This is a genomic window from Geobacter argillaceus (assembly GCF_007830735.1).
GTDB lineage: Bacteria > Desulfobacterota > Desulfuromonadia > Geobacterales > DSM-12255 > Geomobilibacter > Geomobilibacter argillaceus.
Genome location: NZ_VLLN01000001.1, coordinates 295,127 through 317,549 on the forward strand (window position 1 = coordinate 295,127; position 22,423 = coordinate 317,549).

Consider the following 22,423-nt stretch of genomic DNA (forward strand, 5'->3'; position numbering starts at 1 on the left):
CCTGTGTAGTGTGTGAGTAAGGGCACCCTCTCGGAGAGGGGTCCGGGCACCGTACTAGAACCCCGTAATGATGTTGACCTGGCGGAGCAGGATGGTAAAGGCGTCCAGCGAGTTCATTAAGCCGTCTGGTAGCGATGCCCCATTGCGGTACGGCGCCACATCGGCGTGGGCCATGTCCAGGTCATCGGGAATAGCCATGCCACTGGCGAATTTCATCACAAACAGCGCACTGGACAGATAATTCGTCGTGCCGGGTATGAGACCGTCCTTGATACCGAGCACGATTGACGTTGCAACCGGATCCATGAAGTTGTTCGTCGTCTTGTCGCGGAACTTCACATACACGGTCTTCACCCCTTCTCCGGAAGTGAGGAGCCAGTTCCTGCTGGCGCTGAATGGCTCCTCGGCGCTCCAGTCGGTGGCATTGTTCCCCCCCACATTGGAAATCTGCATGGAAGACGCATTGGGGGCGGTCAGTGCCAGGTTGACTGACGGAATACCGGTGCTGAAGGCACCGTTGTTGATCTTGACCCCGACCGTCGGCGTGGCCGAGACAATGGTCCAGGTGCCCGTCTTGGCCTGTTCGGTGTTGCCGACCGTGTCCATGGCGAAGTACTTGATGGTGGTGGTGGCACTCACCTGAATGGGCTTCGTATATTTGGTCGACGAAGTAGTAGGCGCAGTGCCGTCAAGCGTGTAGTAGATGATGGCCGGTGAACTGGCGATCAGGCGCACCGTTACCGGACCGGCATAGGAGCCGGCAATCGGGCTGGCCGACGTGACCGGCGCCGCAGTAGCAAGGGTGATGGCCGCGGTGAACGGAGGATAAAGGTTACCGGCGGGTAACGACTTGTCGCGGAACTTCACATACACCGTCTTGAAGCCGTCACCCGTTGACAGCGTCCAGGCCTTGGTGGTGGCGTAGGGCTCCTCGGCGCTGTAGAATGTCCCGTCGTTGGAGAACTGCATGGTGGCCACCCCGGTCGGGTCGGTTGCATTCAGGGTCAACGTGACATTGGGGCTGTTGGTGACGGCAGCGCCGTTGTTGATCAGGGCCGTGGCCACCAGGTCGGACTGATGAATGGTCCAGGTGTCTGCGTGTACCGCCTCCTGAATGCCGTTCACATCCACGGCAAAGTAGTTGATGGTAGTGGTGGCGGTCAGCGTTATGGGTCCGGCATACTTGGTGGATGCGGTGGTTGGCACAGTACCGTTAAGGGTGTAGAAGATGGTGGCCGGCGGCGAATTGGTGCTGGCAGCCAGGGTCACGGAGAGCGGATTGGTAGTATAGGTGCCGGGCACCGGGCTGGCCACGGTCACCGGTGGCTGTGGTGGTACCACCACGGTGTATGGCTTGACTTCGGCAGTCTTCACTGCGCCAGCCGGGCTGGTACGTGCCTCGACCTTGATGGCGTAGGTACCGGCCATGGTTGAGGCAGGCATGACCCAATAGGCGCTGGTGCTGTACGGCTGCACCACCGTATAGGCAGTCCCGGCGCCGGTGGTGTCCAGCGAAAACTGATATTCGTAGCTGATCTTGAGCGTAGAGGCAACACCTCCCACCGTGGCAGTGGCACCGGAGGCAAAGGCGGTGAACTGCACGTTGCTGCCGGTTACGTGGGGAGTTGGCTTGCTGGCCGCAAGCGTCACGTTCAGGGGTGAGGTCCAGTTCAAAGTGGTGAGATCCGCAACGGCAGCCCCCCCGGAATTGACCGTCGAATTAACGGCATTGAAGGCGTATACCTGATAATTGTAGGTGTTCCCCGGGGACACCGTAGAATCGGTATAGATGGCGGGGAAGCCCGGCAGGTACGATACGAAGGCAATCGGCGCGAACGCACCGCCATTCGTGTTGCGGTCGATCCTGAAGCTGCTCGGCTTGGAAACCGGCGTATTGATGTTTTCTGCCCATTGAAGAACGACCTGATTGATGGACGGGTTTGTGTATGCGTTCACATAGTTGGTCTTGCCCGGGACAGGCTGTCCGCCGACAAAGGCCCCGACGTTGGCATTGGCATTGACGGTAAACGAAGGCGCCAATGGTGGTGTCGTGGACACCGAGAAAATCATCGGGCGCATGAAGTCGTTTTCCTCATGTCCCAGGATGTGGCAGTGCCAGACATACTCGTAGTCCAAGTCGTTGGTATTCATGGTCGCATTTGACTGGTTGTTGGGAATAGTCACCTGCGTACCGTTTATAGGCGTCGCCTGGGGACTTACCCCCAGGTTGCCGATGTCGGTGGTGATGATGCTCGCACCAGCCGGCAGGGTGGGATCTATCAGGCGGTTGCTGTGATTCCCGGGAATAGCAAGCGTTGCGTCGAACGGGGTGGTCATCTTTTTAGGGAGGATGGCCACAATGGCATCCTCCAGCGGATTCATCCGCACCGTTTCCTTCCACCCCAGCTCATTGGGATCGGGCGGCCGGATGGCGCCGTCCCAGCCGACCCGGTTGATCAACTGCACGCTCATCATGTGGAAGTGCACCGGATGGGTATCAACGCCGTTATGGGTGATCTTCCAGATCTGGGGCAGGCCGTCGATGATCCGCTCGGTGGCCGGCTCGGCATACCCCATGGGGATAGTAGTCTGGGTCAGGTTGCTGGTAAAGGGGAGTTCGATCCCCAGGGTGGCGTTCATCCGGCCGTACGGGTCCCACAACTCCTGGATCGCTTTTGGCTGGAAGGGAATGGTCATCGGCACCGGCGTAGCAGCGCCATTGGCCGCCTGCAGTTTTTGCAGGTCCGAACCGGTTGGCGGCGTAAAGGTAAAGGAATAATCCTGAATCTTCGAATAGAGGTCCGTCGCCGCCCCGTCCCAGGTCGCCGGAACTACCGCAGTAGGCTGGGTGGCGTCGAACGCCTTGGCCAGTTCGGTCTGCAGGGTCTGCATCTTGGCCTGATCAAAGGGGGTGACCGGCGAGGTGGGTGCCACTACCCGGAACTGCATGACGGTGCGGGTGTTGGGACCGTAGCCCCGCATGGTCGATGGGGCACCGCCACTGGTGGTCTGATCCGGGTTGCCCGTGTAGTAGTCATAGCGGGTATCGAAGCCGGGGTTGGGCGTCGGTGAGTCATTGTAAAGGATCAGTTTGGAGCCCACCGGCACCTTGGAGAAATCGACGATGACGTCCGCCCGCTCGGCCGCCCCCAACATGAGTGCGGTCTGGTTGACGTTGAGCACGACGATGTTGCGGCGGTTGTACTCGTAATTGACCGGATGGTTGGGAATGACCACCGGATTACGCAGGAAGCCGCTCTCGGTGCCGATCTGGATCATGTTCGGCCCGGCCGTGGCCGGATCGGGGACGCCGCCGGCCCGGCCATCGGTCGGCCAGTCGGGCGGAAAGCCCGCCGTTGGCGCCGCCGGCACCATCTTGACCTCGGTGCCGAGGGGATCGTTCGGGTCGGCATAATATAGCTGCAGGTTAAGGGTCCGGTCGTTGGAGGCGTTCAGGATGCGGAACCGGTACGGCCGTGCTTCCACCGACAGATAGGGATAAGCAGCACCGTTAACTACCATGGTGTCCATGAAGGCTTCGGGCGTTGCTGAAGGTTCGGGAAGAACCTTTTTGGCAGGATCGGCGATCACCACCGGCGGCCAGAACCAGGGACCGTAGTCCCAACGGCCGAATGGGTTGGCGCCGTCCGGGCTGTTGGGATCCTGGTTAGGCTCGTACACATGGGGAAACCAGAGGTCGCCGGGCTTTCCCCACTTGGTCGTATCCCACTTGGCGTCCTGGACAGCAACGTTCTGGGGGACGAAGGTCTTGTCCTGAATTACGAGCGGGATGCCGTATTTGTACGGTCCTCCCACGTTCGGCAGCACCCCGCGGTTGATCATGTCATCCTCGGTTGCATCCCACAACAGATACCCGGCAGCTTCGCCGGCATAGACGTTGAGACGGGTGATGCCATAGGAGTGATCGTGGTAGAACATGAACCGGTTACTCTGTTCGTTGGTCCAGTAGAAGGTCATAGCCCCGTCGCCGGAGGCTGGCATGTCAGGAACATCCCTTGTCGATACGCCTTTCCGCATTGCCAAGGGAACCGAAGTCTCGCCGACCGGCGCGGTCCACTGGTGAGGGGTGCCGTCGCTTATCCAGGGGCTATTGCCGCCATGAAGATGAAAGGTGGCCCTATTCTGGGTATACAGGTAATTGTTGCAGGCAGTGTTGGAACTCCAATCACAGATGGCTGTGTTCGTTTTCGGATCGCAGGTGTTGTCAGCGGGGAATGCCTTACTGCAGGGTCCGTAACCGGACCCCATGATTGTAGTATCCACCGGGATGAACAGGTCACCCTTACGCACCCTGGCCGAAGTACTGTTCTCGAACGGAAGCAGGTTGACCAGCTTGACCCGCGTGGGTGTACCGCTCTTGGCAATGATCACCGGACCCAGGTAGTTCGCCCGCCGGTATGCCGTCGACAGGGTCCCGAACACCGGATTCAGGTCCACATAGCCACGCAATTTGGTCTTCTTGGGCAGGTCGGAATGCATCTGTTGGGAGTACTCGACCACCCCGATCTCATAATAATTACCATCGGCGGGAACCCCCGCTTTGCCGGTGATCGGCGTTGCCACGGAGATATAATTCCCCAGATTGTTGGCTCCCGTTGGTCCAAGCCCCGGCAGGGAATCAACGAATTTCCTGAGCGCTGTGCCGGAAGCGCCGCCGGCCGGACTGTTGGCGTAATAGGTACCACCACCCGGCCCGGCATAGGCCGGAGTACCCAGTGAAAGGAAAGCCACTGCCGCCAAGAGGTACTGCCATTTCCATGAATATTGCCCGTCCATGTTCCCCCCGATTTCTTGCGTGTTCTTGTCAGTTATGGCTTTGCCGTTAACGAGTCGAAATCACTTGAACCGAACTACCCCACTCGAAATGTTGCCCATCGTCGCCAGCCTCTTGCTCACAGCCTGTCGGCGTCTCAGCTCACTCTGAAACGAAACGATTGAGCCACGAAGCTCCTTTTCCGAGACAAGAAGCGGCCTTCCCGAAAGACCGTCCTTTACCCCCTGAATCAGCAGGTCCAGATTGACATCGACCCCCTGATTTTTCAGGTTTCTGGCCGTTTCGACGCCAATGCCGTAATTGAGCCTGTCCATGGAGTTCTTGAACACCTGCTGCTCCTGGGCATTTACCTGGAAAGCAGCCAGGATTGCTCCCGAGGCTATCATCACAGCCAGTTTCATCTGCTCTCCTTGTGTTTGATTAAAACCCCTTCCCGCCGCTCTCCGGGACAGTGCCAAGTGTACTTGATGTGACCGGGGCTTCAAGCCGCTGCGCATTCATGGTGCGGATTTTCTCCAGTTGCTGACGCTGCCTCGATACGTGCGCCCCACGGGGGTTAATCTGTTCCGTAGCCATCGGTTCAGTCCGTTCAGGGGCACCGTTACAGACCGCCTCGACATGATCCGGGAACTCGATGACCCGGCAGTTGCTGTCAGCAACGGCAGCGCACGGCAGCAACATAATGCTGCCAAGGACTATTTTCCGTGTAAGTACTCTCATGCGGCTCTTCCGGTTATTTTTTTACCTCAAGCAACTCCACATCAAACACCAGGGTGGCATCCGGTAGGATGAGGTCCCCGGCACCGGCATCGCCATAGGCGGTGTTCGGCGGACAGACCAGCTTGGCCTTGCCGCCGCTCTTCATCTTCTGCAGCCCGTCGGTCCAGCACTTGATGACACCGTCCAGCCGGAATTCAGTCGGAGTGCCGCGCTTGTACGAACTGTCGAACTCCTTCCCGTCAGGAAGCGTCCCGCGGTAATTGACCTTGACCGTATCCGTAACGGTCGGGCTGGTTCCGGTCCCCTCTCTCAATGAGAGATAGATCAAGCCGGAGTCCGTCTTCACTGCCCCCTTCTCTGCAACTGCCTTGGCAATGAACTCCTTGTTCATGGCAGCCAGCTTCTCGCCCTGGGCTGTGCGGCGCGCCCGTGCCAGTTCCTGCACCTTATCGTTGTAACTACTCAAATCAACATCCGGTTTTTTCCCGGTAGCGGCATCCGTAAGCCCCTGCTTGACGAATTCCAACTCTTCGGGTGACAGATTGAATACAGCAATGGAGCGGGACACGAGCAGGCCGATGGCATAAAGGGTTTTCTGCTCCTCGGTCTTGGGCGGACCGGCTGCAAATGTTGGAGAGGCAAGCAATGCAATCACAAAAATGAGAATGAGTCTGAACATCAGTTTCTTCCTTTAGAAGATATTTTTAGAGGATGCGAATGCCAGCCTGAAGGTGTGTATTACGTTCGCAATTGGCATACCGTTGGTAGCAACAACAAATTAATCTCTAAGATTTGGCGTGTTACAGAAGTATAACAAAGATTTGATGATACAAAAGGGGTGTCAAATACTTTTACTTGGGTCAACAACCCTTGACAGGCAAAATGATTTTATTAATTAAATACAGCATTACATCCGCATTCGATTCAAGCCCTGACCGGAAGAAGCACATAACAACAAGCGACCATATTACCAGCCACAGCACTCCACCAGGAACCGTGGTACATTTTACGATTGACAGGCTAAAAAATCTCATGGTATAAGACCAATGCTTTTCGGCACATGTTTCATTGAAATGGAGTCCAGCAAAGACACCGGATCAGAAAGAGGCTGAAAAGCCTGTAAGGCTAACAACTTGCAGACACATATTCCCCAGTAGCTCAGTCGGTAGAGCAGGTGGCTGTTAACCACCTTGTCCGTGGTTCGAGTCCGCGCTGGGGAGCCAAGTGTTACGCTCAGCAAAAACTTTTGTTGAGCTTAGGTTAGATGGATCTATGGGCGGCAACTCCCATAGATCCATTTTTATTTTCCCCACCTTCTTACCGTCCTCTGTTGCGTCCGCCTCTTCAAAATAGACGACCTTCTTGATCAGCAGGTGGAGAAGATCGTATTTTTCTTCTGGGGTGAGTTGGTCATAGACTTCTCTGAAGACCTTGAAGTTCTCGAGAATGATGTCTGCACTGTAAATCTTGTTCTCGAGATCATGGATTTGAAATTCAATCCCTTCGATTTCTGTCCTCAATTGTTCCCTTTGCAAACCCAGCTCTTCAAGTTCCTTCATGATCATACCAACACCGCCCTTAGTCTCGACCCCACTTTCCCCCAGCACCCCAAGCAAATTCTTGGCTTTTTTATCCGCGTGACCCTGCTTGTCCTGTAGAGACTTTTTCTTTGACGCAAGCACATTCACCTTTTCCCGCTGTTCCTTCGTCGCATTTTCCACTACTCCGACAATAATCCGAGGGTCGCTTGCGAGAAATTTCAATTCGTCCACAACCAGTTCCTCAAGTTTTCTAGCACTGACGCTGCCTATACGACAGGTGGTCTTGCTTTGGTCGTTATTTACCGTACAGCGATAATAGAAGTACTTATTGCCCTTTGAAATGGCAAAACTCGGTGCCATTGCCGAACGACATGAACCACACCTGACGAGTCCTTTAAGGTAAAAGGTGTTCTCAAGCTGGCGATAGCCAGTTTTGGTCAGATTATTAGCCTGCAAAATTGCCTGCGCAGCATTGAAAAGCTCCTCGCTGATGATGGCTTTTTGCTGGCCATCATAAACACTGCTCTTGTGCTTTACCTTGCCGATGCACACCGGATCGTTCAAAATTCGGCTGAGACTTGTCTTCTGAAAGCGCTCCCCTCCTCGTTTTTTCCCAGCCTTGGTCGTCCACGTTTTCATCCTGTAACCTCGATCGTTCAGATCAGTTGCAGCCCCGCTCAACGAGCCAAGCCTGATGTAGGTTTCAAATACCTCCCGTAAAATCGGCATTTCATCTTCATTGGGCACCAAGCAGTTATTCTCATAGTCAATATCGTAGCCTAGCCGGGGGTAGCCACCGTTATACAGACCTTGTTTCGCCCGGTATGCCATGACATCAATCGTACGTTCCGACGTTTGCTCCCGTTCCAATTGTGCAAAGATCAATACGATCCGGATGACACTGCGTCCAATGGCCGTCGACGTGTCAAAATTTTCCTGAATCGAAATCAGGTCGACATTATTCTCCTGGTATTTCTTGTACAAGTTTTCGAAATCGATTATGGAGCGCGACAACCTGTCAATTTTCTTGACGATGACCGTGTTAATATTGCCCTTGTGGATATCCGCCATCATCCGCTGGAACGCCGGCCTGTTGAGGTCCTTCCCAGAAAACCCCTCCTCCCGGTATACGGTGACATCCTGCCATTTTCGGTAACCGCAAAAGCTTTGCAGTGTCCGAACCTGTTCATCCAGCGACTCGCCCTCTTCTGACTGATGTATCGTTGATACTCTGACGTAGAGAGCACATTTTCTGTCCTTATCAAGTAAGTCAGCCATACCGTCCTCCTTAGTTTTTCAAGCGTAACAGATACCCATATTAAATCCAATCTTGTTTCTATTGATCTACACAAAAAAAAGTTAGCAGCATACCATCTCACCAAATCTCCATGTTTTTTGCTTAGTTACATCCATGCCACCGTCTCTGCATGGTCTATATGTGGCTCTCAAAAGGCACTGTAGCCCCCGACAGGTGTTGCTGGCCGTCACACCTAATAGAAAATCTTCTATTTTTTGCGGACGGCAGCGATGGAGCCAAAACACAGATTGCAGCAAATAACGTCAATTCTCAGTTTGGGCGTCATACGTTTGATAACGGTACGGAATCAAGGGACAGACGATGACGGCAACTTGGGACGTAGTCGGCAAAGACCTAAAACTGCCCCTCCTGGTACCCCCGGCGACAATAGCACTGAAGGGACCAACGCCACACGGCCCCGAAAAGGGGCGAAGGGCAAGAAGTCATAGAGGGCAAGTCCAATTGCGACAAGGCTTCGCACCGGTTGTCGGAGTTAATAAATGGTGGGCTGCTAGGCATCGGGGCTGCTGCCGGCACCAATTCAGTTTAAGGAGGCGGGGATGGATCCAACAGATTACAAGACGTTAGAGATTCGGGAGTTCATCGGTCGGCATGCGGACACGCTCCGTGGCGACTATGCAGATATTGCGTATGACATTCTGTATCTGCTTGACACCGAAGGGGGGGTCTCTTCCATCAGCACAGAGCATATAAAGGGAGATCCAGCCAGGTGGAAGATCCATAGCGAACCGCAATTCGAAAAACTTGCAATGGTCACCGTCAGGCAGCACTGCATCGATACTGCGGATCGAATCGTACAGCTTGTAGATGACTCGGGACTCATGCGACCGATCGCGCTCATCGCTGCCCTGAGCCACGACATCGGAAAGATCCCCCGTCTCTACAACAGGGACCTCGGGATTAGCCACAAGCGGGCGCATGCCGCTTCTAGCGCCAAGGTTCTGACAGCTTTGCTTCTTCCTGGCCGTTTGCCTGAACGGGAAGCTGAGTTGATTCTGTCAGCCGTAAATCGTCACCATAATCCCGAGGATTCGGGTCATTTGCTGGACATTCTCAAGAGAGCTGACGCCTTGGCGCGGTTCGATGAAGGCGCTGATTTCCAGAGCGCAAAAGAGACGGTTGCGCAGCAGACGGAACCTAAACCAATCCGGCGTAGCAAGCGTAATGACGAGTATATTCCACGACCTATTGACCGAAAGCTGCTGCCCTTCTGGAATATCCCAGAATATCTCAGAATACTGGCCGAACACGTAAATGCCCCTACACATGATTATGTCGAGTCTTTTTCGACTAAGCAGGGCATTTGTTATTTTTACCCTAAGATACTATTCGCCGCGTTGCACGACCTCTGCACTAACCACAGATCCATCATTGCCGACATATGGAGTGCCAGCGAACAGCGGCAGAGTGATGCGGCAAGCTTTGTCGCCGGAGAACTGCTGGCGGCAGGGGCCATAGCTACTGATTTGATCCCCCCTGGACGAACGGGTGGAATGTTCTGGATCAACTTTAAAGGTCGGGTTGTGCCGAGCAGAACTCATTATCTCGTGCCAATTCGCGCAACGTACCTTACTTCTGACCTCGATCTGTTAGAACGCCGGAAGAAATGGAGGCTGTCAGCCAGGATTTCTTACGTCACCCCGGTCAAACCGTCAGTCAACGTCCTGCGTGAAGGAGGGTCTCATGAAGACGAAAGCGAGTAAATCAGATCTGAGTCGTCTGTCGAATGCGCTTGGGTTTCAGTTTGCAGCAATTCTCGAATTTCAGCGGCTAGGCCTTATTGACCGCGACCTGAGCAATGTAAAAGAAAACGATCCGTTTCTGGTCCGAATGAAAGCCATCTGGAGCAATAGACGGCTTATGCAGGCCCGATTGGCTGGTCTTTCCAAGCACGAGCGCGAAGAACTGATCAGAGAGAAGGAGGTCGGAGATTTGGAAGCTGATGTCATGGAAGTCTTCGTCAATAACTACCGCACTGGCAAAGCAGCAACCACAAGAGAGGTTCTTGGCAGATTGTTATACGCTCACGCGATCACTCCTGAGACCATCAAAAAGGCAAATCAAATCCGCCGGGCAGCCAGAGAAAGGGTCCGGCGGGAAAAAAAGTGCGGGGGTATGCGATGAAAGCGAGTGTGCCTGAACAAAAAAGCCTATCTGCTAGACTGGCTGACTTGACCGGACTACACGTCAATATCGTCTCTGAATTGCAGCGTTGCGGAGCATTGCCGCGTGACCTTAATAAGTTTTCCGCAGAAGATGCCCTGTTCATCAAGAATTTTAAAAAGATATTCGGCAATCGAGAGATTTTGCGACTGCAACTTGCAAGGATCACCCAGAAGGAACGGGAAGACTTGGCGAAAAACCCCGGGGATTGGCAGCTAAAGAAGTGGGAACTCTGGGTTATCAACCGGTTTCTGACGCTATACGAAAAAAAGAGCAGACAACCGGAATACAGAATCGATACGAATCAAGTCATCGAGGAATTGAGAAAATTATTCCAAACCCTTCCAACTCCTTGGGTCGCCCGGAGAGTATCAAAATTGCGTCAGATCGCTGCAAGGCGCTTTAAGGCTTCACGGGGACTCTAGCACCAGAGGCCCCACAATCCCTCCCTCATCGGCATCAAACTCTAGCCGTTAACCGCCCATAACAAGCTGCGTGTCCGTAAGGCTACTAACAGCATGCCCTTCCCGAGATCACCGGGAATATTTCGTAGCATGACATTATTTAACCTACGGAGTCCGTGCCCTATGTTTGGAGGTACCTTATGCCGTTCTATTTGGCGGGGCGAGCCTATCATTTCAGCAGCGTCACGGCCACCAACGAGCCCCGTTCATCCAGTTTCCAGACGGTCACCCGGCCAGAATCAGCTCGGAAGTGATCTCTAAGGTCAAACGGTAGTCGTGACTTTTCAGTGACTACCGGCGACCCACCTCTATGCCAAGTCACACCATGGCCGGGGATATTTCACACATCCCGCTTAGCCGACGTCGCGTTACCACCTGTCTCGCCCATGAGCCTCAGCATTTCCAAGGCTCGATCCTGATCAGCAATCGAGAGGCTAAGGAATCTGGTTACCAGGGTACCTAGGAAAGCTCGCTGGGGCATCGTAGTGGACAACGGGCAGGAGGTAACATCATGAAAAAAATCAAACCTCTTGACCTGGAAAGGGTAAGAACCTCCCTGAGGTACGGCCAGATGACACTGTCCCTGATGGGCACATTGATACCCTGCTACGTACCAGGCTGCAAGTATTCACCAGCAATTCCGGAAAGCCGGCTGTGGGAATGGGAACAGGGGAGAGGTCGAAGTGTTCCGGAATATGTCTATTACGGGTACGGCGTGATTTTGGTTGACGATTGGGCATGTGACAGACACGAAGCCGATCCATCACATGTTCCGGAAATCGATCATTTTTACGCAAGCCTCCTTAATCCAGGTTTCGGAGAGCTTTTGAAGGTAGAGCACCAGGTGCGACAGTCGCAAGATCCCGGGCAGCTGGCGTGGCTGGCGAGCCTGGAAGCGATGCGCGAGGGGTGGCAGCAGCATTACAGAGACCTGCTGGGGTTGGATATGCAACACGTGTTCGTAGAGCATCTGGAGGATCTGTTTAAGTAGATTGCGAATAAGCCGTGTGGTTGATGTGGATCGGCACTGAATCCTAACCCACCATCGGCGTCGAAGCGTGACCCATACCCAAGCCTAATACGATACGTCTACCACCTAACCGGTTTAGGCTCATTCTTGACGAGGAGGACCGAGCAGGGCATCGTTCGAACGATTTCTTCGTTACTACGGCCGAAAAGAAAATGCTCGAGCCGCCACTCTTGATGTGCCAGCATGATTAGAAGATCGATCTTCAACTCTTTCACTGCTTTAAGAATCTCTTTGGTCGGTTCTCCCTCCCTGATTAACTCGGTCACTGCGAGCCCTTCACTACGCTCGTTCTTCAGAATTCGATCCAGGTCTTGCTTGGCCTGCCGCGTGATCTCCTGGTACTCCTTCTCAAGGGAGATGGTCGGTAGGTTCCAACCTTCGAGCCCGAAGGGATTGTGTATAACGTGAATAACGGTCAGTTCCGCCTCGTGTTTACGGGCCAAGGATACACCGAAGTGAACCGCCTTCTGACAATTTGCGGTCATTCTGCTCACGACGAGAATACGTTTGAAATCTTCCATTGTTGTACCCCCCATACTGTTTTAGCCAACTCGATACAGCTCTAAACTACTTCTACTTCCAGCGTAGCACTCTTTAGAAAGAGTATGGATGCGGGATTAACTATCCGAACCGTCATCCGTCGCTCGCCTTCGCACATTGTCATCTAACGGGTTGATGGGCTTGGTATTGTTTTCAGAAGCTCCGAGAATTTTTGCCAGGCCCTTCAACGCCAAAGCAATCCGGTCAATCTCTTCTTGATAGAGATCTTCCAGACGTGCCTTCAGAAGTCGATGGACCACCTCGGGTGAGTTGGTTTCATACAGCTTCCCTTGGCTGGTCAAGTCTACATGAACAACTCTCCGGTCTTCCAGGGAGCGGGTGCGCGTGATGAGTCCCCTGGTCTCGAGGCGATCGAGAATTCCACCTATAGTTGCAGGATGCAGGTGCATGCGACGCGCTAACTCGGAAACCATGACCGGTTCAGCCTCAGCAATAGCTTTAATAGCCCATTGTTGAGGGCCGGTTAATCCCGTTTCGCGCTCGGAAATTTTCGATTGTTCGTTGACCACTTGGATGATTCGTTGAAGGTTATCGACGATTCCCGCAATGGCCTCTGATTTCGTAGACATAACTGCTCCAAAAACCAGTTGACAAAATAGTATTCATATACAAATAATATGCGACAGAAACAAAATGCGCAAGCAAAACGTTAGACTCATCAAATCGATACGTAAATAGTCATGTAGAATTGGCCACTTTTATGCGTCCCCCCGCAATTGAGGGAAGATCACCCGACAGAAAGGAACAACAAAAATGAAAAGAAGAGTAATTGGTATGATTGTGTCATTTTGCGGAGTCGCTCTGGTCGTTAGTGGGTGCGCCAAGCAGGAGATCGTCAAGAAGGATGAGTCATTGGCGCCAAAGACGTTGTTGCCGGCAGCTACCGACAAGGGGGTGGCAAAAACGGATAAGCTCGGTACCCAGCTTGTGAAGCAGGAGCCCAAGCAAGCCCCCTCACAAGCAACCCTTTCGCAGAAACCTGACCAAGGGATCGAACAGCTGAAGTCGGCTCTAGAAAAAGTATATTTTGACTTCGATTCCGCAAAACTCTCCCAGAAGGCCCGTCAAGCACTTGTCAAAGACGCAGCCGTTATCAAGCAACACCTCAAGGGCAGAATTAGAATAGAGGGGAACTGCGACGAGCGCGGTTCCGACGAATATAACCTCGCTCTGGGTGAAAAACGAGCCAAAGAAGCCATGGAGTACCTTGTAACCATGGGTATACCGACTGATCGACTTTCAGTGATCAGTTACGGCAAGGAAAAACCTGCCAATCCGGGCCACAACGAAAACGCCTGGGCGCAGAACCGCAGGGATGAATTCGTCCCGGTAAATCCTTAAACATCAAAACCGGCAGCCCCTCTGAGTCCGGCGTAAGCCATACATTGGGGCTGCTCCCCATGGCCTCCGATCGCATAAACAGTCGACCTGGGGCCATCACAAACTGATGGAAAGTCTTTCTACAGCCCGCAAGGAATAAGATTCGCTATGAAACAGAAGCTTAATGAGCAGATAACCCTCGTAGCGAGTGTAGTAAAATGGAGTTGTTATGCCTCGATCGTTGGGGTCTTGGTGGGGCTCGGTACAACCGTCTTCCTCCGGGCGCTTTCCTGGACATCCGGACAGTGCGAAAGGGTTCCCAACTCTTACCTGTACCTGCCTCTTGCCCTTCTAGCGAGCAGCTTGCTAGTACAATGGTTGGCCCCGGATGCAGCCGGACACGGCACGGAAAAGGTCATTGAAGCGGTTCACAAGCGTATGGGACGTATCCCCCTAGCGGTGGTCCCCGTGAAGCTGGTGGCTACTGTAATTACCTTGGCAGGTGGTGGGTCGGCCGGTAAAGAAGGCCCCTGTGCCCAGATCGGCGCTGGATTGGCGTCAGGTTTCGGCAGACTATTGCGGTTAGAGCCGCTGGATCAACGTAAACTTGTCATCTGCGGGATTAGCGCCGGCTTTGCCACCGTGTTTGGAACCCCCATTGCCGGCGCTCTTTTCGGTATTGAAGTCCTGGTCTTGGGGCAGATGCTTTACGACGTGCTTTTCCCGTCGTTCGTGGCCGGCATTGTCGGCTATCATGTCGCCACACAGCTTGGAGTACAGTACTCATACCAGGTGGGTCGAGTCATCCCGGAATTGACCAGCAGGAGTTTTGCAGAAATGCTCCTGCTTGGTATCTGGTGCGGACTTGTAGCCCTGCTCCTGATCGAAGCCATGAAAGTCATTCATAAACTTTTCGACAACCTACCTTGGCACAGATCGATGAATGCACTTCTGGGAGGATGTATCCTCGTCCTTATTGGGGCATTAGTGTCCAAGCGCTATCTTGGCCTGGGCCTGGAAACCATCGACGCAGGACTGAGAGGAGAAGTGCTTCCGGTTGGAGCTTTCCTCTGGAAGGGGCTAGCCACTGCCATCACTCTGGGATGCGGTGGAAGCGGCGGGGTAGTCACTCCAATTTTCTTCATAGGTACAGCTGCTGGCAACCTCTTCGCCCAACTTCTAAGCGAGCCGTATGTGGCCACGTTTTCCGCTATTGGCATGGTGGCTCTTCTGGCTGGCGCGGCCAATACTCCTATCGCAGCGTCGGTCATGGCTATGGAGCTGTTTGGCCCGGCCATAGCCCCCCACGCAGCGGTGGCCTGCATGGTTAGCTTCCTGATTGTTGGCTACCGCAGCATTTACCCGAGTCAGGTCCTGGGAATACAGAAGAGTGCTTCCCTGAAAGTTGCCACAGGGAAACCGGTTGGAGAGGTGGAAGTTGCGGTCGTCTCCCACCGTGAAAAGTCCCTGATCGGCTTCATGGCAATGGCTTTGCGTCTGGTCAAAAAAAGGGAGAGATGACACATCACACTTCAACCGCTACTGGTCTTAGAACCCTTATTGTCAGGGGAGGTTAAGGTGACGAATCGTTCTTTCTTCATAACGCTCCAGAAATTGGTTCCGATAAAATAGTCAGCGTCACTCATATTTTTCAATGATGGAGCCTCATAAACCCGTCAATGCTTGATTAGCGGTCATCTTTATTGGATTCCAAGTAAAGGAGGCACGAATGAAGAACCATGGTGCATGGTTACATCTGGTATTGAGTTGCGTACTGTTCGTTGCCAGTGGTTGCGCTAAGAATGAAATGGTGAAGAAGGATGAGCCGATTACGCGGTTTTTAACACCCTCCAAATCAGTCCAAACTGATCCGACAGTCTCGGTACCTTCCAGTAAGCAGCAGAACAGGCAGTCTTTGAACCAGGAAAGTATCACCCATGATACCTTGGAGCCGATCCCGAATGCAGGCGAACTTAAGGTAGTTATGGAAAACATATACTTCGATTTCGATGCGTACGTACTATCGCAAAAAGCCCGCAGAATTCTTTTGAGGCATGCCGAAATCATGAAAAACGATCCTGACGTTACCGTGCAGATAGAAGGGCATTGCGATGAACGCGGTTCGGACGAATATAACCTGGCCTTGGGCGAGAAGCGGGCTAGGGTTGCCATGCAGTACATGGTGGCGATGGGGATTCCCCCAAAGCGGTTGTCAGTTATCAGCTATGGCAAGGAAAAGCCCGTTGCCATCGGGCACGATGAAGCATCATGGTCCAGTAACCGCCGGGATGAATTCGTAATCGCGACAAAATAGTCTTATGCAGGCCATCTCCCGCCGGTCTCAGGGATATTAGGCATGAGTTGGTGAACCGTTGAATCAAGGAGAGGGTAATGATCCGGAGAACAATCTGTGCTGCTTTGTTGACATATTGTATGGGTATTCTTGCCGGCTGTGCAACGACTACTATTCCCGTGTCAATTCTGTACTCCCCATCTGTTGAAGCCAGAGGAGGTTCGGGTAATCTGTTTCTGAAATCTGGAACTGGTAACACAGCCATCAGTAATGCGGATAACGTCCGGTGGGTCATTGGCAAACGGAAAGATTCCGACGGGATGGTAACAGGCGAAATACTGTCGGCAAACTCTGCGGGTGACATAGTGCTTGATGCACTCAAGCGGGAATTGACCGTTGCTGGGTACAGGGTCGAATTAGGGGCATCAATGCCCTCGGGAGTCTCCAAAGGCATTGATCTGGCTTCGGTACAGGTTGAACTTGAGGAAACCGCCGGCATTCCGAAGATCGAGGTGACATGCACGGTCAAGATCTCGATGGATGTTTGGAAAAATGGCGCAAAAATGAAACGGCTGAGCTATGAGTCGAGGGTATCCGATTTTGCGATAATAGACAGGGAACGCTTGCCAAGAGATATGATCGAGAAAGGATTGCGCGGTGTCATGAGCCAGGCAGTTCCAGAGATCGTCGCGGTGCTGAACGGAAAATCGTAACTTAAGAACCGTCAGTTGATTACCTGGAGAAATGCCATGAACCGGTTGATGACGGGAGTAATACTGATTGCATGGTGTGCTGGCACGATTGCCGGATGCGCAACTACGGGTCGGAATGCTTCCTTGCGGTACAAGCAGGTCGTTCATGCAACAGGAGGTAGTGGAGTAGTGTTCTTGTCGATGAATGGCAGTCCCTGGAAGGATACCCAAGAAAAAAGACCTTCCCGCCTCATGCGGAGACTGGAACAGGTAAGTTTTAGGCCCAGGAAGAAAACAACCATTCCGCCAAAGATCACGGTCGTCAACGTGAAAAGCGGCTACGGGATAACCATTGCCAAACGGGTGATACCCGTATATTCCGGGGATATCCTCGTTGATGCGCTGAAGCAGGAACTCAGTGCGGCAGGCTATACGGTATTATTGGTTGAGAAGTTGCCGAAGAATGTGGGAACTGGGATCGACATCTCAAGGGTTTATGCAAATTTAGAGCAGAATTCGGCGCTGTTGACCCTTGATGGAAGATGCCATCTGGATATCAAGGTGGATATGTGGCGAAACGGTGCGCTGCATGTATCGCATGAGTATGCAACAACCGTTTCCGATTATTCGATCTCAGGTCAACCTCTGCTTCATGAGGAGCTCATGTTGAAGGCAGTACGAAACATGATGAGAAAGGCTGTGCCTGACATATACAGGGATTTTTCAAAATTGCAGGCATAGTCATGAAACGTTTCCTGCTCCCGCATCTCATTTGTCCTGTTTGCCTTCCATATGAATATCAGCTGGATCTTTCCGTTGATTGCGAAACTGATGGTGACATCATCACGGGAAGCCTCACATGCAAAAAATGTAAGCGCCGTTTCCCTATTCGGGAAGGGATTGCACAACTGCTGCCAAGTCCTGACAGTTGCCCGGCAGGTGCGCAATGGCGGTATGAGGAGGCGGGGATGGTTGACCAATACCTTTGGTGCCATTATAGGGATCTGCTAGGTGATACTGAAGAATGTTCGATAGCTGCGTTGGTCACTTGTCTGGCAGGTCATGTTTCATCGGCATTCGATGCAGGGTGTTCTGTGGGGCGGGTTGCCTTTGAAATGGCCGCAAGGAGTAGTTGGGCAGTGGGGTGCGACCTTTCGCTCAATTTTATCAGAACAGCCCGTCGTTTGGCCCGGGACCGGCATCTGACATTCACATTGCCCTTGGAAGGAAATCTTCGCGAAACGTTCCACATTAAGCTCCCTGAAGCCTGGAAAACAGACAACCTCGAGTTTGTGATGGCGGACGTGCTTAAGGTGCCTTTCTCCAAGGGAACTTTTCAACAAATGGCTTCCCTCAACCTGCTAGATAGGGTCAGCTATCCCCTTGCCCACTTGTACGAGATGAACAGGGTTGCACGCGATCAAAGTGCATCGTTTCTTTTTGCGTCACCATTTTCCTGGACAACAAGCGCAACGTCTGAGGAGTTGTGGCTTGGAGGGACGACAGCTGGCCCGTATAAGGGAAGGGGATTGGAAAATGTCCGGTCTTTACTGGAAGGAAAAGGTAAAGTGCTCTCTCCTCCTTGGCACATTTCTCGGGCTGGGGCTATAACGTGGAGGATGCGTTCTCATTGTAATCACTACGAACTTATAAGGAGCGAGTTCCTGGTCGCTGCACGGTGAAAAGTTTGGTTTGGTCCCCTCAATGCCTACACCGGCAAATTCGGACAGGATTAGGTTCGATTATCTATCCCTGATCGATCCGTTCTCCCATCCTGTCACTGATTTGGGATTGCAGGATGGAGGGAAAAACGCTTAAAAGTGATGAATATTTAAGAGATTTTAGAGAGCAGAAAATCCAATATCCTCAGTGTAACAGCCGATATTGGATTATGTAAGTGACGATCCCGCCGAAGTACCCCACCAGCGCCAATCCGCTGATCCGCTTTACATACCAGAAAAAATGGATCCTCTCTAGCCCCATGGCGGCCACCCCGGCCGCCGAGCCGATAATCAGGATCGAACCGCCCGTGCCGGCACAGTAGGCCATGAACTCCCAGAGGAAGCTGTTGGTCGGGTACTGGGACATGCTGTACATTCCCATTGAGGCGGCCACCAGCGGCACATTGTCCACGATGGCGCTCGCCATGCCGATGATGGTGACAATCACATCCTCGCGCCCCACGGTTTTGTTAAGCCAATCGGCCAAATTTGTCAGGATGTGTGTGTGCTCCAGGCTGGCCACAGCCAGCAGGATGCCGATGAAGAAGACGATAGAACTCATGTCTATTTGCTTGAGTGCCCTGGCTAGGGTCAAGTGTTCCTTGGCCTCATCATCCTTCTTATTGTGAATCAGTTCGCCGACCAACCAGATGATCCCCAGGCCGAAGAGTATCCCCATGAACGGGGGAAGATGGGTGATGGTCTTGAAGATCGGTACGCAGATCAGGATGCCGAGTCCCATGGCGAACATGAGATTTTGCTCGAATGGGGTGGTTTTGTCACGGTGACCGAGTTCAACGCTTTCGACCGGACTTGCCACCTTCCGCCCCCGCAGAAACCAGCTGGTGATGGCCAGCGGCACGACCATGTTGATGATCGAAGCTAGGAAGACCCCTTTCATTATTGCAAGGGTGGTGATCTGGCCACCGATCCAGAGCATGGTGGTGGTGACGTCACCAATAGGTGACCAAGCGCCGCCGGCGTTGGCAGCGATAACGGTGATGCCGGCAAAGAAGAGGCGGTCGTCGTGCTTGTCCAAAAGTTTCTTGATCAACGAGATCATCACGATGGTGGAGGTCAGGTTATCCAACACGGCGCTCAGGAAGAATGTTACAAATCCAACAAGCCAGAGGAGCGAGGTCAGTCTGGTGGTCTTAATGCGCGAGGTGATAATATCAAAGCCATTATGCGCATCCACCACCTCGACAATAGTCATGGCCCCCATCAAAAAAAAGACGATTTGGGCGGTTCCTATGAGGGATTCGCCGAGCTGCTCGTTCACTAGGTTATGATTTCCGGTTGACAGAGCATAGATCGTCCAGAGCAGGCCAGCGCCGATCAGGGCAGAAGCGGACTTATTAACCTTAAGCGGGTGTTCCAAGGCGATGGCAGCATAGGCGATGACAAAAATGATGACGAGAGCGATGAGCATTGCGAATTCCTTCACCATTCACCATTAATGTTTATGATTGAGCAGCTCATAGCACGCGAGATCGATTACGGACAGCATCTCTAAAGTTGCGATCGTCTCTTCCGGGGCAGATTTATCTCTGAAGACAGGATCAGCTGCGGCGGGATCTCTTCAGCCCCAAGAATCTTCACCAGTTCCTCAACACCCTCAGCGACTTTTAGAAGTTTTTTGTCTGTCAGGTTCTCCAAACCTCTTACCAGATATCCTTGTGGTACTTCGGGTGCTAGGGCGAGCAATTCCCTCCCTTGTTCGGTAAGTGAGATTTCCACGACCCGCCGGTCTTCATTGGAGCGGGTACGTGTAACTAATAGTTTCCTTTCCAGCCTATCGATAAGCCCGACAACAGTAGCCGGATGAAGGTACATGCGGCGTGCCAGTTCGGAAGGTTTGATGGGCGCGGACTCGGCGATCATCTTAATCGCCCACAGTTGGGGACCAGTCAATCCCGTTTCCCTTTCAGCCCGTTTTGAGTGTTCATTAACCACCTGGAAAAAACGTCGAATATTGTCAATAATCCCAGCTACCACTTCGGGGGTGTTTACCATAAAAAGTCCTTAAAGGTTGTGAAAATCCTGTACGTTGATGTCTGATTAATTGATGATGAGATAATTACCACAAAACACCCATAAAGCCTATGGTAAAGCCCCGTCTCTTGACCTGTGCCTTGATCCGAACATTCGCTAAAGGGGTGGCAAATTAATCCGCTAATGTAGATATGGCACAGCGTTCACGAAGAAATGTGTACTAAACTGGTACGTTGCGTGCGTTGGTGCACGGATGAGATTTGTTGTTGCGAACAAAATAAAAAATTGTTATATACTTAAACAAATTTGTGTATACAAACCATATGTGATTGCATATGGTTCATACCACCGAAATAATTTCAGCATGGCGTAGAACACGGGTTACCATGAACCGAAAGATTCTCCTCATAACCATACTGGTCGCCTCATCCTTCCTCGTTTTCCTGGGGATGCGGAATCCGTACCTGTCAGGAGGAAGCGCTCCCAAGCAGCGTCCACGAGCTGTTGTTGAACATGTTGTCAAAAATGCCCTAGAAGTGGTTCAACAGGTGAAGACTGAGGCTGCTGACCCTCACGGGTTTTACTTCGTCGGGCCTGTTCAGTACAGCACAAAGTTAGCACCTGCCATAGAGTTTACCTTTCCGCCTTTCATTCCAACTACAAATTTGGTCGCCCGCGCACCACCTTCACACTTACCTTTTCATTCCTGAGCCCCCCACGATTTGTAGCACAACGTGAACTGCCGTAGGACGGCTGCATCCTTCCATGTTGCCGTTTCCCGGGAAAACTGCCGCTTTAGGCGGCGAGAGCTCGGTGCGTCTCGCGCTTTGCTGGTCCGTTACTCTGTGACAAGCGACAGCAGGGCAACTGCCATCGCGATTTCGTCGCGGTCTTTCGCTAAGCGCGTGTCCCGATACTCAGAAACTGATGAGGATTCAATGAGGTCCGACATGGCTAAAACAAACAAAACCGATTACTCCGTGCGAACCGTGGATATCGTATTCGACATGCTGGAACTGATAATCGCCGAAGAGACGATGCTGCTAACGTTGCCGCGCCTTGCCTCCGCATTGGGTATCAGCAAGGACAAGGCGTTTCGTATTCTGGCAACACTTGAAAAGCGGGGACTGGTCGAAAAGGACCCCGGAAGCGGCAAACTCCGCCTTGGAATCTGTGCCGTGGGACTTTCTCAGAAGATACTGAACGGCACCAGTATCATCAAGCATGCCCATCCGGTTCTGGAAGACTTGGCAAAGAAGCATGATGAAGCCGTATACATGACCGTTCTGAAGGGAGATGAAGTGATGTTCCTGGACATGGTCGACTGTGACCAGACGGTCAAGGCTGCTCCCCTGGTGGGTCAGCTTTTTCCGTTTTTCAGCAACGCTGCCGGTAAGGCCATCAAGGCTCTCGAATTTCAGGACATGGAAAAAATGATCAAGCGGGGGAGGAGCAGACAGGTTCCATGCGACTTGACCCAGCTTCAAAGAGAACTGGACGACATACGCTGCAAAGGGGTCGCAGTGGACTCCAACTGCCTGGGCGACGGTATTATCAGTGTAGCTGTCGCTGTGAAAGATTACGCCGGCAAGGTCGTTGGTGCCCTGACGGTGTTGGGTCCTTCGTTCAGGATGCTGGCTGAACGCTTGGAAAACGAGATCATCCCATCCTTACGAGAAGGGGCTGAGATGCTTTCGGCTAGATTCGGTTATGCACGCGGATAACTGAAAGGAAATTAGCTCTTCGGAAAGGAGGAAATTGTCTGGATTTGTATGAGGTCAGAAGCGGGACGCCGTTTCATGGACAAATT

General features: G+C 52.7%; 20 protein-coding genes, 1 tRNA gene and 1 pseudogene. 13 read left to right on the forward strand and 9 right to left on the reverse strand.

The genetic code is table 11. The features are described from left to right. Nucleotides 1–54 precede the first annotated feature (54 nt). The 4 genes from JN12_RS20930 to JN12_RS01350 are packed head-to-tail and all read right to left on the reverse strand — an operon-like array spanning nucleotide 55 to nucleotide 6,194. Nucleotides 55–4,797, reverse strand: coding sequence for a chitobiase/beta-hexosaminidase C-terminal domain-containing protein (locus tag JN12_RS20930; RefSeq protein WP_145017298.1), 4,743 nt, complete (start codon nucleotides 4,795–4,797; stop codon nucleotides 55–57). Nucleotides 4,798–4,857: 60 nt separating this feature from the next. Then, the gene (locus tag JN12_RS01345) at nucleotides 4,858–5,196 is read right to left on the reverse strand and encodes an FKBP-type peptidyl-prolyl cis-trans isomerase N-terminal domain-containing protein (protein WP_170241808.1); all 339 of its coding nucleotides are present in this window, start codon (nucleotides 5,194–5,196) and stop codon (nucleotides 4,858–4,860) included. A gap of 19 nt (nucleotides 5,197–5,215) precedes the next feature. After that, nucleotides 5,216–5,515: a hypothetical protein gene (locus JN12_RS20395; RefSeq protein WP_170241809.1), complete on the reverse strand. Its 300-nt coding sequence runs from the start codon at nucleotides 5,513–5,515 to the stop codon at nucleotides 5,216–5,218. A 13-nt stretch (nucleotides 5,516–5,528) separates the two neighbouring features. Then, on the reverse strand, nucleotides 5,529–6,194 hold the full coding sequence (locus JN12_RS01350; protein ID WP_145017302.1) for an FKBP-type peptidyl-prolyl cis-trans isomerase: 666 nt from the start codon (nucleotides 6,192–6,194) through the stop codon (nucleotides 5,529–5,531). Nucleotides 6,195–6,662: 468 nt separating this feature from the next. On the opposite strand from JN12_RS01350, the gene JN12_RS01355 reads away from it, so the two are divergent. Continuing rightward, a tRNA-Asn gene (locus tag JN12_RS01355) sits at nucleotides 6,663–6,738 on the forward strand. 150 nt (nucleotides 6,739–6,888) lie between these two features. After that, on the forward strand, nucleotides 6,889–7,173 hold the full coding sequence (locus tag JN12_RS20695) for a hypothetical protein (protein ID WP_246125703.1): 285 nt from the start codon (nucleotides 6,889–6,891) through the stop codon (nucleotides 7,171–7,173). A gap of 111 nt (nucleotides 7,174–7,284) precedes the next feature. Here JN12_RS20695 and JN12_RS21175 read toward each other — a convergent pair. Further along, nucleotides 7,285–8,334 (reverse strand): annotated as a pseudogene (locus JN12_RS21175) (recombinase family protein); the annotation flags it as partial. 579 nt (nucleotides 8,335–8,913) lie between these two features. Here JN12_RS21175 and JN12_RS01370 point away from each other — a divergent pair. The 4 genes from JN12_RS01370 to JN12_RS01385 all read left to right on the forward strand — a co-directional run bounded on the left by JN12_RS01370 (nucleotide 8,914) and on the right by JN12_RS01385 (nucleotide 11,992). Then, nucleotides 8,914–10,077, forward strand: coding sequence for an HD domain-containing protein (locus JN12_RS01370; RefSeq protein ID WP_145017304.1), 1,164 nt, complete (start codon nucleotides 8,914–8,916; stop codon nucleotides 10,075–10,077). Continuing rightward, nucleotides 10,058–10,498 (forward strand): hypothetical protein, encoded by a 441-nt coding sequence (locus JN12_RS01375; RefSeq protein WP_145017306.1) that lies wholly within the window; start codon nucleotides 10,058–10,060, stop codon nucleotides 10,496–10,498. The genes JN12_RS01370 and JN12_RS01375 overlap by 20 nt, the downstream gene beginning before the upstream one ends. Continuing rightward, a complete protein-coding gene (locus JN12_RS01380; protein ID WP_145017308.1) occupies nucleotides 10,495–10,962 on the forward strand; it encodes a hypothetical protein in 468 nt (155 codons plus the stop codon). The genes JN12_RS01375 and JN12_RS01380 overlap by 4 nt, the downstream gene beginning before the upstream one ends. A gap of 550 nt (nucleotides 10,963–11,512) precedes the next feature. After that, nucleotides 11,513–11,992 (forward strand): hypothetical protein, encoded by a 480-nt coding sequence (locus JN12_RS01385; RefSeq protein ID WP_145017310.1) that lies wholly within the window; start codon nucleotides 11,513–11,515, stop codon nucleotides 11,990–11,992. Nucleotides 11,993–12,090: 98 nt separating this feature from the next. Here the strand turns inward: JN12_RS01385 and JN12_RS01390 are convergent, their stop codons facing one another. Continuing rightward, the gene (locus JN12_RS01390) at nucleotides 12,091–12,552 is read right to left on the reverse strand and encodes a universal stress protein (protein WP_145017312.1); all 462 of its coding nucleotides are present in this window, start codon (nucleotides 12,550–12,552) and stop codon (nucleotides 12,091–12,093) included. A gap of 96 nt (nucleotides 12,553–12,648) precedes the next feature. Beyond that, nucleotides 12,649–13,161 carry a MarR family winged helix-turn-helix transcriptional regulator gene (locus JN12_RS01395; RefSeq protein WP_145017314.1) on the reverse strand — a complete coding sequence of 171 codons (513 nt, stop codon included), beginning with the start codon at nucleotides 13,159–13,161 and terminating at the stop codon, nucleotides 12,649–12,651. A gap of 184 nt (nucleotides 13,162–13,345) precedes the next feature. Here JN12_RS01395 and pal (JN12_RS01400) point away from each other — a divergent pair, with 184 nt between their 5' ends. From pal (JN12_RS01400) to JN12_RS01425, 6 genes are all read left to right on the forward strand, one after another. After that, nucleotides 13,346–13,933, forward strand: coding sequence for a peptidoglycan-associated lipoprotein Pal (pal, locus tag JN12_RS01400; RefSeq protein ID WP_145017316.1), 588 nt, complete (start codon nucleotides 13,346–13,348; stop codon nucleotides 13,931–13,933). Nucleotides 13,934–14,080: 147 nt separating this feature from the next. Next, complete coding sequence (locus JN12_RS01405; RefSeq protein ID WP_145017318.1) at nucleotides 14,081–15,433, forward strand: chloride channel protein; 1,353 nt, start codon at nucleotides 14,081–14,083, stop codon at nucleotides 15,431–15,433. Nucleotides 15,434–15,641: 208 nt separating this feature from the next. Next, nucleotides 15,642–16,226, forward strand: a complete 585-nt coding sequence (pal, locus tag JN12_RS01410) for a peptidoglycan-associated lipoprotein Pal (protein WP_145017320.1) — start codon at nucleotides 15,642–15,644, stop codon at nucleotides 16,224–16,226. A 77-nt stretch (nucleotides 16,227–16,303) separates the two neighbouring features. After that, nucleotides 16,304–16,918, forward strand: a complete 615-nt coding sequence (locus JN12_RS01415; protein ID WP_145017322.1) for a hypothetical protein — start codon at nucleotides 16,304–16,306, stop codon at nucleotides 16,916–16,918. Nucleotides 16,919–16,954: 36 nt separating this feature from the next. Continuing rightward, on the forward strand, nucleotides 16,955–17,638 hold the full coding sequence (locus JN12_RS01420; protein WP_145017324.1) for a hypothetical protein: 684 nt from the start codon (nucleotides 16,955–16,957) through the stop codon (nucleotides 17,636–17,638). Between the two features lie 2 nt (nucleotides 17,639–17,640). Next, nucleotides 17,641–18,579, forward strand: coding sequence for a methyltransferase domain-containing protein (locus JN12_RS01425; RefSeq protein WP_145017326.1), 939 nt, complete (start codon nucleotides 17,641–17,643; stop codon nucleotides 18,577–18,579). 184 nt (nucleotides 18,580–18,763) lie between these two features. Here the strand turns inward: JN12_RS01425 and nhaD are convergent, their stop codons facing one another. Both nhaD and JN12_RS01435 read right to left on the reverse strand, forming a co-directional pair. After that, a complete protein-coding gene (gene nhaD, locus JN12_RS01430) occupies nucleotides 18,764–20,050 on the reverse strand; it encodes a sodium:proton antiporter NhaD (protein WP_145017328.1) in 1,287 nt (428 codons plus the stop codon). 80 nt (nucleotides 20,051–20,130) lie between these two features. Next, nucleotides 20,131–20,634, reverse strand: a complete 504-nt coding sequence (locus JN12_RS01435; RefSeq protein ID WP_145017330.1) for a MarR family winged helix-turn-helix transcriptional regulator — start codon at nucleotides 20,632–20,634, stop codon at nucleotides 20,131–20,133. Between the two features lie 929 nt (nucleotides 20,635–21,563). Here JN12_RS01435 and JN12_RS01440 point away from each other — a divergent pair. After that, on the forward strand, nucleotides 21,564–22,337 hold the full coding sequence (locus JN12_RS01440) for an IclR family transcriptional regulator (RefSeq protein WP_145017332.1): 774 nt from the start codon (nucleotides 21,564–21,566) through the stop codon (nucleotides 22,335–22,337). Nucleotides 22,338–22,423 lie beyond the last annotated feature (86 nt).